General features: G+C 33.3%; 14 protein-coding genes and 1 tRNA gene. 14 read left to right on the top strand and 1 reads right to left on the bottom strand.

What is annotated here, in order from left to right:
- The first annotated feature begins 12 nt into the window (after positions 1-12).
- The 14 genes from JI750_RS07910 to JI750_RS07845 all read left to right on the top strand — a co-directional run bounded on the left by JI750_RS07910 (position 13) and on the right by JI750_RS07845 (position 11,870).
- Positions 13-354 carry a tetratricopeptide repeat protein gene (locus tag JI750_RS07910; RefSeq protein ID WP_111377772.1) on the top strand — a complete coding sequence of 114 codons (342 nt, stop codon included), beginning with the start codon at positions 13-15 and terminating at the stop codon, positions 352-354.
- Between the two features lie 181 nt (positions 355-535).
- A complete protein-coding gene (locus tag JI750_RS07905; protein ID WP_202000000.1) occupies positions 536-982 on the top strand; it encodes a GNAT family N-acetyltransferase in 447 nt (148 codons plus the stop codon).
- A gap of 2 nt (positions 983-984) precedes the next feature.
- Positions 985-2,598, top strand: coding sequence for a glycoside hydrolase family 3 protein (locus JI750_RS07900; protein ID WP_201999997.1), 1,614 nt, complete (start codon positions 985-987; stop codon positions 2,596-2,598).
- A gap of 125 nt (positions 2,599-2,723) precedes the next feature.
- Entirely contained in the window at positions 2,724-3,362 is a 639-nt protein-coding gene (locus JI750_RS07895) for a peroxiredoxin (protein WP_012024184.1), read from the top strand.
- A 184-nt stretch (positions 3,363-3,546) separates the two neighbouring features.
- Positions 3,547-3,855, top strand: coding sequence for a thioredoxin family protein (locus tag JI750_RS07890; RefSeq protein ID WP_008462030.1), 309 nt, complete (start codon positions 3,547-3,549; stop codon positions 3,853-3,855).
- A 66-nt stretch (positions 3,856-3,921) separates the two neighbouring features.
- Positions 3,922-4,179, top strand: coding sequence for a DUF6952 family protein (locus JI750_RS07885; RefSeq protein WP_008462029.1), 258 nt, complete (start codon positions 3,922-3,924; stop codon positions 4,177-4,179).
- A gap of 397 nt (positions 4,180-4,576) precedes the next feature.
- Complete coding sequence (gene tpx / locus JI750_RS07880) at positions 4,577-5,074, top strand: thiol peroxidase (RefSeq protein WP_201999994.1); 498 nt, start codon at positions 4,577-4,579, stop codon at positions 5,072-5,074.
- A gap of 13 nt (positions 5,075-5,087) precedes the next feature.
- Positions 5,088-5,462, top strand: a complete 375-nt coding sequence (locus JI750_RS07875; RefSeq protein WP_201999991.1) for a diacylglycerol kinase — start codon at positions 5,088-5,090, stop codon at positions 5,460-5,462.
- An 18-nt stretch (positions 5,463-5,480) separates the two neighbouring features.
- The gene (locus tag JI750_RS07870; RefSeq protein ID WP_201999988.1) at positions 5,481-7,934 is read left to right on the top strand and encodes a DNA translocase FtsK; all 2,454 of its coding nucleotides are present in this window, start codon (positions 5,481-5,483) and stop codon (positions 7,932-7,934) included.
- Positions 7,935-7,986: 52 nt separating this feature from the next.
- Positions 7,987-8,634 (top strand): outer membrane lipoprotein periplasmic chaperone LolA1, encoded by a 648-nt coding sequence (gene lolA1, locus JI750_RS07865; RefSeq protein ID WP_202003082.1) that lies wholly within the window; start codon positions 7,987-7,989, stop codon positions 8,632-8,634.
- Between the two features lie 8 nt (positions 8,635-8,642).
- Complete coding sequence (locus tag JI750_RS07860; RefSeq protein ID WP_201999985.1) at positions 8,643-10,097, top strand: LptF/LptG family permease; 1,455 nt, start codon at positions 8,643-8,645, stop codon at positions 10,095-10,097.
- 2 nt (positions 10,098-10,099) lie between these two features.
- Positions 10,100-11,233, top strand: coding sequence for a 3,4-dihydroxy-2-butanone-4-phosphate synthase (gene ribB, locus JI750_RS07855; protein WP_201999981.1), 1,134 nt, complete (start codon positions 10,100-10,102; stop codon positions 11,231-11,233).
- A gap of 1 nt (position 11,234) precedes the next feature.
- On the top strand, positions 11,235-11,633 hold the full coding sequence (locus JI750_RS07850) for an acyl-CoA thioesterase (protein ID WP_095931760.1): 399 nt from the start codon (positions 11,235-11,237) through the stop codon (positions 11,631-11,633).
- Positions 11,634-11,785: 152 nt separating this feature from the next.
- A tRNA-Ser gene (locus tag JI750_RS07845) sits at positions 11,786-11,870 on the top strand.
- Positions 11,871-12,029: 159 nt separating this feature from the next.
- On the opposite strand, the gene JI750_RS07840 is transcribed toward JI750_RS07845, so the two are convergent.
- Positions 12,030-12,230 (bottom strand): YqaE/Pmp3 family membrane protein, encoded by a 201-nt coding sequence (locus tag JI750_RS07840; RefSeq protein WP_201999978.1) that lies wholly within the window; start codon positions 12,228-12,230, stop codon positions 12,030-12,032.
- Positions 12,231-12,340: the final 110 nt, after the last annotated feature.

Below are 12,340 nucleotides of genomic sequence, written 5' to 3'. Positions count from 1 at the left end.
CAAACTTTACCTATGGAAATCAATGAGAATTTGCAGAACGAACGCAATCTGAAAGGATCGGAGTTCGAAAAAAATGGAAATCTTGAAAAAGCGATTGAGTTATACGAAGAAAATGTTGCAGAAGGCTTTAAAGGAAACCATCCTTACGATCGATTAGCAACGATCTACAAAAACGAAAATGACCTCGAAAATGAAATTCGAGTTCTAGAAAAAGCAATTGTGGTTTACGAAATTATTACAATTGAAGACCGATTGGAGGGATTGCCAAAACTTTTCCGTTTTAAAAACCGATTGGAAAAAGCGCTTGAAACCAAAAAACAATTGGCTAAACAAAAGAAAGCAAAGTTGAAATAAAATATTCTTTTAAACACATAGAGACATAGATTTTTTTCTATTAAAAGAATAAAAAAGAGAAACTAGTTTCTCAACACATAGCTATGTGTATTTAAACAAAGTGAAACGCCTTTTTCAAGAACTAGATACTATGTTTCTATGTGTTAGAAAATAAACGAAACAAATCTAAGCATTTTAAATCATGAGTATAAAACGTACGAATTCAGACGATATCGATTTTATAAATCTGGTTGTTTTATTAGACCAAGATTTAGCGATTCGAGATGGCGAAGATCACGCGTTTTATAATCAGTTTAATAAAACCGACAAAATAAAACATACAATCGTTTATTATGAAAATGGAATTCCTGTTGGTTGTGGCGCTTTTCGCGAAAAAGAATCAGGAACAACAGAAATCAAACGAATGTACGTTCATCCCGATCATAGAAAAAAAGGAATCGCTTCTGCCGTTTTAAAAGAACTTGAAACTTGGGCAAAAGAAGTCGGTTATACTTATACTATTTTAGAAACGGGAAAAAAACAGCCGGAAGCCATTAACTTATATCAAAAATTAAATTATACCATAATTCCCAATTATCCGCCTTACGAAAAAATGGATAATAGTGTTTGCATGAAAAAGACTTTATAATAATGAAAATTACAGCAGAAGCATTACGACAAAAAATAGGACAATTTTTCTTTCCAGCAGTATTCATCAACGATACCGAAGAAAATATTCAAGAAACGGAACGCCTTATAAAAGAGCATAATATTGGCGGACTGACCTTTTTTCACAGCCGTGCGAGCGCTGCAACCAATTACGAAAGCAAGAAAAAAGTAGTTTTTAATGATGACAGCTACGAAAAAATCAAAGTACTTATTGCTCGTTATCAAAAAGCAGCTTCTACTCCACTTCTTATTAGCATTGATGCAGAATGGGGTTTAGCAATGCGAATTGAAAAAACACCACAATATCCTTATGCGATTACGCTTGGCGCTTTACCAGAAAACAAATCAAATTTAGTTTACGAAACTGGAAAACAAATTGGTTTAGATTTAAAAGCAGCCGGAATTCAATATAATTTATCGCCTTTGGCAGATATTAATAACAACCCAAATAATCCCGTTATTGGTTATCGCTCTTTTGGAGAAGATAAAAAGAAAGTTGCCGATTTTTCTATTGAATATTTAAATGGAATGACGGAAGTTGGCGTTTTAGGTTGTCTGAAGCATTTTCCAGGACATGGAAATACTAATGTGGATTCGCATTTAGGATTACCGGTTTTAAAAGAAACTCTAGAAGAATTAATGGAAAACGAATTGTATCCATTTATTAAAGGAATCGAAAATAATGTCGATTCGATTATGATTGGGCATTTGGCGGTTCCGAGTTTAAATGACGGGAAAGATACTTCGGCAACATTATCAAAAGCAGTAATTCAAGATCTTTTACGTAATAAATTAGGTTATGATGGTTTGGTAATTTCTGATGCTTTAAACATGCACAGCGTTTCGAAATTGTACGAAACAAAAGGTCAATTAGAATGGGAAGCTTTTAATGCAGGAAATGATGTTTTATGCTTCGCCGAAAATGTTCCTGAAGGAATTGAAGCAATTTATAAAAATGCTTCTCCAGATCGCATTTTCGAGAGCTACAACCGAATCATGAAAGCCAAAGAAAAAGCTGGAATTCTTTCTGGAAACACTTCAGCTTCGGGTGAATTAAATTTCGAAAAAACATCAGAATTAAATCTGGAAATTGCTCAAAATGCTATTACAACCATTATCGATAATTCGAGTGCAGAATTAGCTTTTGAAGCTCAGAAAAACAACAAATTAGCCAAACTGAGTTTGTATAAAAATACCGAAAATACATTTTTTAAAACTTTAAATACAGAATTACCTTCACCTGAATTTGCTTTTGAAAATTTAGAAGTTTCGGATATTTCATCTATCAAAAAAGAATTAGAAAATTTCGATACGATTTTAATTTCACTATTTGTTCCGAAAGCAAAACCTTTAAATAATTTCGAAATTGATAAAGAAGTTCTAAACTTACTTTCTGATTTGCTTCAGAGCAAAAAATGCATTATTTATGTTTTCGGAAATCCATATTCCTTACCGTTAATTCCGAATCTAAAAAAGGCTTCAGCGCTGGTTGAGGCGTATCAGGATTTTAAAGAATTTCAAAAAACAGCAGGAATTCAATTTTTAGAAAAAAATAGTTTCAGCGGAGCTTTACCTGTAAATATTGAAATTCAATAAGTTAAAAGGTGAAATAGCTAAAATTTATTAACTTATAAATATTAATAATCACATCTTATTGTAAGGATCTGGACTTATAGCCTACTTTTGCACCAGAAATAAATATTTAACGTAAAACAAAAACTATGTCTTTAGTAGGAAAAAAATTCCCAAGTATTGCAGTAGATGCTATCTCAGAAATGGGTGACAATTTAAAAATCAACATTTTTGAAGAAGCAGTAAACAACAATAAAAAAGTACTTTTATTTTGGTACCCAAAAGATTTTACTTTTGTATGTCCAACTGAATTACACGCCTTTCAAGCTGCATTACCAGAATTCGAAAAAAGAAATACTATCGTAATTGGTGCTTCTTGCGACACAAACGAAGTTCACTTTGCTTGGTTAAATACTCCAAAAAACAATGGTGGAATCGAAGGTGTTACTTACCCAATCTTAGCTGATACAAACCGTAATTTAGCTAACATTTTAGGTATTCTTGATATCGAATCTACAAGCTATAGCGAAGATACAGATTCAGTTATCATCGAAGGTTCAAACGTAACTTACAGAGCTACTTACCTAATTGACGAAACTGGAAAAATTTTCCACGAAAGCGTAAACGATATGCCATTAGGACGTAACGTAAACGAATACTTAAGAATGGTTGACGCTTACACTCACATTCAAACTAAAGGTGAAGTTTGTCCTGCAAACTGGGAAGCTGGTAAAGAAGCTATGTCTGCTGACAGAATCAGTACTGCCGAATACTTAAGCGCAAACTAATTTTTAATTAGTTTCTAAGATACTAAGATGCTAAGGTTCTAAGATTTTCTCTTAGACCTTAGTACCTTAGAAATCAAATCCTCTCTCAAAAAATCTCAAAAATTACAGTTGCTAAAATCCACAAAGGTTCAAAAACTCAGAACCTTAGAATCTTAGCACCCTAGAATCTCAAAAAATAAAACTTATGTTAATCGACTTAAACGAAGATACGTTAGCAGATTTAGTTGCTAAAAACGAAAAAGTAGTAGTACAATATTCAGCTTCATGGTGTGGAAATTGCCGTATTATGAAACCAAAATTCAAAAAATTAGCAACAGAAAATGAAGCTATCACTTTTGTTTTGGTTGATGCAGAAAATTCTCCTGAATCAAGAAAACTAGCTAATGTAAGCAACTTGCCAACTTTCGCAACTTTCGTAAACGGACAATTAGTTGGCGAAACGCAAACTAACAAACAAGAAGTATTAATTGACTTAGTAAACGCTATCGTTTAATTGGTTATTTGTTTATTCGTTTAATCGATTAAACAAAAAAACGATTTAACGCTTAAACAAGAAATTATGAAATTACCAGTAATTAAGCATTTAACACAATTCATCGAAGAAAACGATCAGGACTATATCATCGAAACGATTGAAGTTCTAGAAGCTATGACTGAAATTCCTTCTCTAAAAGACGAAGAATTAGACGTAATCGGTGAATTGATTTCAAATATGTACGGTGCCCTTGAAGTGCAGAAATTGGTTGCTCAAGGAACAGATAAAAAAGAAGCTTTAAATACGTTTATGAAACGTGTATTAGGCTCAATCGATAAATAAATCGATCCCCTCCCAAGAATAAATAAATAAAAAAACAAAGCTGAGAAAGCGTTTCTAATTTAGGGACGCTTTTTTTAGTTTATAGTCTCAGTGCCAATTTTCAATCTCTATATTAACGTAATCTTTGTCAGGCTGAGCGGAGTCGAAGCCCACGCAAAGTAAACAGACAAAGATTAGCAATTTTAGATTAGAGCTACCTGCGTGGCTTCGACTCCGCTCAGCCTGACATGCACAAAAATCCAAAATCCAGCTTCTAAAATCTAAAATTTTTAGATTGATTCGTGAATTTATAGCTATCCAAAAACGATCCTTAATCTCTCCTTAAACCCTCAACAAATACTTTTACATTCAAATATTAATCCTTACTTTTGAGCCTCATTAATTTTAATCAAAAATCATGGCATCTATCACATTAGGAGGAAATCCAGTTCATACATCAGGTGAATTACCAAAAGTTGGATCACAACTAGCTGACTTCAAATTAGTACAAAACGATTTATCAGTTGCTTCACTAAGCACTTTCGCTGGAAAAAAATTAGTTTTAAATATTTTCCCAAGTGTTGATACTGGAACTTGTGCAACATCTGTTAGAACTTTCAATGCAAGTGCAAGCGGATTAGAAAACACTACCGTTTTATGTATTTCTAGAGATTTACCTTTCGCTCAAAAACGTTTCTGCGGTGCTGAAGGTTTAGAAAATGTGGTAAACTTATCAGATTTTCAAACTGGTGCTTTTGGTAAAGCAAACGGATTAGAAATCGTTGATGGACCATTAGCAGGTTTGCACTCAAGAGCAATTATTGTTGTTGATGCTAACGGAAAAATTGTTCATACAGAACAAGTAGCAGAAATTGCAAACGAACCAAATTACGAAGAAGCTTTAGCAGCACTATAATATTTTCCAATAAATGGAGTTTCAAAAAGATAACACATTTGTTACAGGCCGTTTAAAAAGCATGACATATGCTTTTAACGGCGCTGTAAAATTAATTAAAACAGAACACAGCATTATGGTTCAATTTTCATTGGGAATCATAATGACTATTTTAGGTTTTTATTTTCATATTACGCAAACCGAATGGCTTTGTCAAACCTTGGCAATCGGTTTAGTTTTAGCAATCGAAGGATTAAATACAGCAGTTGAAAAAATTGCCGATTTTATCCATCCTGATTACAGCAAACGAATCGGATTTATTAAAGATATTGCTGCAGGAGCAGTATTTTTTGCTGCAATGACTGCAATAGCAATAGGCTTGATTATTTATATTCCAAAATTTATTTAGGCAAAGGAAAACGCAAGAATGGCAAAAAATAAAAAAGAAACTGTAGATAAAAAAAACGATAAACAAGAAGGAAATAAAAAATCATTTAAGATGTCCAAACAGCAAAAGTTTGTTCTAGGATGTCTTTTGGTTCTTTTTTCTATAGCCTTATTGGTTGCATTTATTTCTTTTTATGTTAATGGACAATGGCAAAATGATCAAAGTGTTGTAAACCAACTTGGCGATCGCACTGAAGTTGTTGAGAACTGGCTCGGTAAATTCGGGGCTTTTCTTGCCGATTTGATTATTTATAAAGGTTTCGGACTTGCTTCTTTCATTTTCGTACGTTTATTTTTCCTTACTGGAATGTTTTTAGCATTAGAGCTTTCTACTCAAAAGCTAAAAAATACTTGGTTCTGGGATATTTTTGCCATTATTATCGTTTCTGTATTATTTGGTTTCTTTGCTACTTCTGCACCAGAATTAGGAGGAACAATTGGTTATGAACTGAATTTGTTTCTGCAAGATTATATTGGAAAAACAGGCACACTTCTTACACTCCTTTTTGGTTTAATTATCTATCTGATTTTCAAAATCAAATTATCGCCAGAAAAAATTCAATCGTATTTTGATTCTACTAAAAAAGAATTCAAATCAGAATTAGACACTTTAAAACCAGCGGTTAATCAACCTGAAAGCGCTTATAATCTGGAAGAATTTGCTATTAAAGAAGAAATAGAAAGTGATCCTGAAATAGATGATATTCACATCAAAACAGTTGACACGCAATTCGAACTTAACAAAGAAGCTTTAAAACCAACTATTTCTCATTCATCAGAAATTGAGTTAAATCCAGTTTTAAAGCCAATTACTCCAAAACAAGAATTGCCATTAGTTTCTCCTGATGAAGCTTTTGTAATTGAAAAAGCTGAGGAGGAAGATATTATTGAAGAAAACTTAGCTTCTCGTCTAGTTGCCGATTTCGGATTATTTGATCCAACTTTGGATTTATCCAATTACAAATTCCCAACCATCGATTTGTTAAAAGAATATTCGACTGGCGGAATTACAATTAATCAGGAAGAATTAGAAGAAAATAAAAACAGGATTGTAGATACACTTCGTAACTACAAAATTGAAATTGCACAGATTAAAGCAACCGTTGGACCATCGGTTACTTTATACGAAATTGTGCCAGAAGCGGGAATCAGAATTTCTAAAATTAAGAGTTTAGAAGATGATATTGCTTTATCATTATCAGCACTTGGAATTCGTATTATTGCGCCAATTCCAGGAAAAGGTACTATCGGTATTGAGGTTCCGAACAAAAACCCAACTATGGTTTCAATGAAAAGTGTTATCGGAGCGGCGAAGTTCCAAGAAGCAGAAATGGAATTGCCAATTGCTTTAGGGAAAACCATTTCTAACGAAACTTTTGTTGTCGATTTGGCCAAAATGCCTCACTTATTGATGGCTGGAGCAACTGGACAAGGAAAATCGGTTGGATTAAATGCGGTTTTAACTTCGCTTTTATACAAAAAACATCCAGCAGAAGTAAAATTTGTTTTGGTCGATCCGAAAAAAGTAGAGCTTACGCTTTTCAATAAAATCGAAAGACATTATTTAGCCAAGCTTCCTGACACTGAAGATGCTATTATTACCGATAATGCAAAAGTTGTCAATACTTTAAATTCACTTTGTACAGAAATGGACAATCGTTATTCTTTATTAAAAGATGCGATGGTTCGTAATATCAAAGAATACAACGATAAATTCAAGTCTAGAAAATTAAATCCAGAAGCCGGCCATCGATTCTTACCTTACATCGTTTTGGTTGTCGATGAGTTCGCCGATTTGATTATGACCGCTGGAAAAGAAGTTGAAGTTCCGATTGCTCGTTTGGCTCAATTAGCCCGTGCTATTGGTATTCACTTGATTATTGCAACGCAAAGACCATCGGTAAACGTTATTACAGGTTTAATTAAAGCCAATTTCCCTGCCAGAATTGCATTTAGAGTAACTTCAAAAATTGACTCTAGAACTATTTTGGATACTCAAGGAGCAGATCAGCTTATTGGTCGTGGGGATTTATTATACACCAACGGAAACGACGTAATTCGTGTACAGTGTGCTTTCATTGACACACCAGAGGTAGAAAAAATTACAGATTTTATTGGCGGACAAAAGGCATACGCTACAGCTTATTTACTTCCAGAGTTTGTTGGAGAAGAAAGTGGCATTAATCTTGATATAGATATTTCCGAAAGAGATACTTTATTTAGAGAGGCGGCAGAGATTATTGTCAATGCACAGCAAGGTTCTGCTTCTTTATTGCAACGAAAATTAAAATTAGGATACAACAGAGCTGGTCGTTTGATCGACCAACTTGAGGCAGCAGGTATTGTTGGTCCGTTTGAAGGCAGTAAAGCACGCAGTGTAAACATCTTAGATTTAAATGCTCTTGATCAATTTTTTAATAATGAACAAAATTAATCCAATCATGAAAGCAAAAATTCAAGAAATCAACAACAATTCTATCACAAACATGACTAAAAAGTGCTTCCAAATGGTAATTATTTTGCTTTTGAGCTTCACTTCTATTCAGGCTCAAGATAAAAAAGCGAAAGATTTATTGAACGAAGTAACTTCTAAAATAAAAAGCTACGACAATATTGTTATCGATTTTAAATATTCTTTGAATAATGCCAAAGAAAACATCAATCAAGACAGTAAAGGAAATGTAACAATGAAAGGAAATCAATATGTTTTGAATTTCATGGGCGTTACGAAAATTTTTGACGGTCAAAAAACATATACTATCGTTCCTGAAGACGAAGAAGTTACTATTTCTAAAGTAAACGAGAAAGATGATAATGCAATCACTCCTTCTAAAATGCTTACTTTCTTTAATTCTGGCTACAAATACAACATGGACATTGTTCAGAATGTAAAAGGAAGAAAAATTCAATACATCAAATTAGTTCCAACTAGCGGAAAAGACCAAAGAAAAGAAATTTTGTTAGGTGTTGACGTTCAAACTAAACACATCTATAATTTGATTGAAACTGGAAAAAACGGAACAAAAACAACTTTAACCGTTAATTCTTTTAAAACCAATCAGCCATTATCAAAAAATCAATTTACCTTTGTAGCGAGTAAATACCCGAAATACTACATCAATAAATTAGATTAATCAGAAGGTTGAAAATTCTAGACAAATACTTATTAAAAACATTCTTACTTACATTTACTACGGTATTTGTAATCTTATTTTTCATATTCATACTACAAACAGTATGGCTATTTATTTCAGAACTAGCAGGTAAAGATCTCGACTTAATATTAGTCGTGAAATTCCTGCTTTTTTCTATGCCACGAATTATTCCGTTGGTTTTACCACTTTCGGTTTTATTAGCATCTATTATGACTTTCGGAAATTTAGCCGAAAATTATGAATTTGCAGCTATGAAGTCTTCAGGAATCTCCTTGCAAAGAGCAATGCGAGTTTTGATTATTTTTATTTTCGTTTTAAGTATTGTTGCCTTTTGGTTTGCCAATAATGTTATTCCATACGCCGAATATAAGTTTGTCAACTTTAGAAAAAACATTGCTCAAGCTAAGCCAGCTATGGCTATTGCTGAAGGCCAGTTTAACGATGTCGGAACTTACAACATTAAAGTAAACAAAAAAACTGGCGAAAACGGAAATCACCTAACTGGTGTAACTATTCACGAGAAAGCGAATAATATGGGTGAAAATAAAACCGTTATTAAAGCTAAAACTGGTGAATTAGTTAGTAATGAAAAATCTAGCATTTTAAAGTTAGTTTTAAATGACGGTTATTACTACCAGGACGTTACTCCTAAAAAATATGAAGATCGCGCGAAAATGCCTTTTATAAAAGGAAAATTTAAAACGCAAATTATCAATATCGATTTATCTGAACTTAACAAAGTTGACGACAGCAAAGAAAGTATTGCAGGAACAAATGCCATGCTAAATGTTAACGAGTTACGTTATACTTTAGATTCTTTGAGCAAAAATTTAGACAACGAAATTGTTTCTTTTTCTGAAAATATCAATCAGCGAGTTGGAATTAAAAAGTTCCATTCTGATTCAAAAAAAGACATCAAGAAGAAACAGCTTCCAAATGATCTTTTATCTATCTATTCTAACAAAGATAAATTAGATATTTTAAAAATGGCCAGCAGTAATATTACTAGCACCATTTACTCTATCGAGACCACCCAGAAAGACTTAAAAGATAAACAACGTGATATCAACAGACACTTGACTGCATTGTATGAGAAATTTGTCATTGCATTTGCTTGTTTCTTAATGTTCTTTATTGGAGCTCCACTTGGTGCTATTATTAGAAAAGGAGGACTTGGACTTCCAATTGTATTTGCTGTTTTAATCTTTATTACTTTCCATTTCATCAATACTTTCGGAAAAAGGCTATCTCAAGAAGGCGGAATGACTCCATTTATGGGATCCTGGATGTCTTCTTTTATACTATCTCCGCTGGCAATTTTATTAACTTACCGTGCTACAAACGACAATGGGTTAATTAATTTTGACGCGATCACAACTCCGATTTCACAACTATTTCAGAAAATCTATGAGCGGTTTTTACCTGCTCAAAAGCAAAAATAACTATGTCAACAACAAAAATACAACTGAATACCATTGAAGAAGCTATAGAAGATATTCGTCAAGGTAAAGTAATCATTGTAGTCGATGATGAGGATCGCGAAAACGAAGGTGATTTTTTGGCTGCTGCCGAAAAAGTAACACCAGAAATGATCAACTTTATGGCTACTCACGGACGCGGATTAATCTGTACACCACTTACAGAGAGCCGATGCAAAGAATTGGATCTTCGCGCCATGGTAACCAACAATACTGATCATATGGAAACTGCTTTTACAGTTTCTGTTGATTTAAAAGGAAATGGAGTTACAACTGGTATTTCTGCTGCTGACAGATCAAAAACAGTTCAATCATTAGTTGATCCAAATACAAAACCTCACGATTTAGCTCGTCCGGGTCATATTTTCCCTTTAATTGCCAAACAAGGAGGCGTTTTAAGAAGAACAGGACATACTGAAGCTGCAATTGATTTTGCGCGTCTAGCAGGATTTAAGCCTGCAGGTGTAATCTGCGAAATCTTAAACGAGGACGGAACAATGTCTCGTTTGCCTGAACTAATTAAAGTAGCGAAGAAATTCGATTTAAAATTAGTTTCTATTGAAGATTTAGTTGCCTATAGAATGCAGCACGATAGCTTAATCGTTAAAAAAGAAGATTTTGATATCGAAACTCGTTTTGGAACTTTCAGACTTAGAGCTTACGAACAAACTACAAACAAACAAATTCATATTGCATTAACCAAAGGAACATGGAATCTTGGCGAACCAATCTTAACCAGAATCCACTCTTCTCAGGTGAATAACGATTTATTAGGAACTTTGACTAATAATGCGGAACAGCAGTTAGACGATATGTTTAAAGTGATTAACGAAAACGGAAAAGGCGCTGTTATTTTCATCAATCAAGACATGACAGCTGTCAATCTTTTAAACAGAATTTCTGAGCTAAAATCATTACAAGCTAACGGAACTTTAAAAGCTCCAAAAGTTATTATTGACAGTAAGGATTATGGCATTGGAGCTCAAATTCTCCATGATTTAGATATTTCTAAAATCAGATTGGTTTCGAACACAGAACAAACAAAAAGAGTTGGTATGATTGGATACGGACTTGAAATTACAGAATACGTTAATTACTAATATGGGAACAGTAGAAGAAAGAATTCAAAAATCAGAAACTCGAATTTTCAAAGCGGTTTTCCCTAGTACAACTAATCATTACGACACTTTATTTGGAGGAACTGCTCTTCATTTAATGGATGAAGTTGCTTTTATCTGCGCTACACGTTTTAGCCGTAAAAAAGTAGTTACAATTTCTACGGGGCAAATTGATTTTAAAAAAGCAATTCCAGCTGGTACTTTAATCGAGTTAGTCGCAAAAGTGGACAGCGTTGGAAGAACGAGCTGTAAAATTCATGTTGATATTTTTATGGAACAAATGTATTCTGAACTTCGCGAAACGGTAGTTTCAGGAACTTTTTCGTTTGTTGCTGTTGATGAGCACAAAAAACCAACACCAATTTTAGACGATTTAGATTAGTTTTTCAAAAAATATCATTTTTAGAAATACTGATAATTAGATACTTGAAAATTATTTTAAAAATCTTCAAAAAAAAAGTCTAAAAAAAGTTTTGAGAACCGAAAAACCGTCTTATATTTGCACCCGCAATCAGGCAATGATAGCGACATACTGGAGAAATGGCAGAGCGGTCGAATGCGGCAGTCTTGAAAACTGTTGACTGTAACAGGTCCGGGGGTTCGAATCCCTCTTTCTCCGCTGAAATTTAAAACCCTTAACTTTGTTAAGGGTTTTTCTTTTTGCTTTAATATTTTAAAATAGCATTTAAATTTTCACTACCCATTCATGCAGATTTTAAGTAAAACTCTCCTACCCTAATATAAAGTTGTTCAAAAAAACAACCAATTAAAAAAGTAATTATCTGTTTGGCATTGCCTTTATTAACCTAGCATTACGTCTGTCGGCTCTAGAATTCTGAAGCGATATTACAGCCCAAATTGCAGCAGGCAACCAGCCAATTAAAGTAAGCTGTAAAATTAAACAGAGTAACGCCGTCAAAATTTTACCTCTTAAAAGAAAGGAAATACACGGAAAAAATATAGCTATAAGTGTCATCATACATTTGTTTTACTTATTTGTCGAAAATCTTATAATTTGTTACTTAAAATCTTACCATAAAGTAAAATCATCTGAATCTCAGAAATAATTAAGATATCTTCAAATTAAGG

Origin of the sequence: Flavobacterium tagetis (assembly GCF_016735615.1) — a bacterium.
GTDB lineage: Bacteria > Bacteroidota > Bacteroidia > Flavobacteriales > Flavobacteriaceae > Flavobacterium > Flavobacterium tagetis.
The sequence above is the reverse complement of the archived record's forward strand: the minus strand, read 5'-3'. Positions and strand labels throughout refer to the sequence as shown.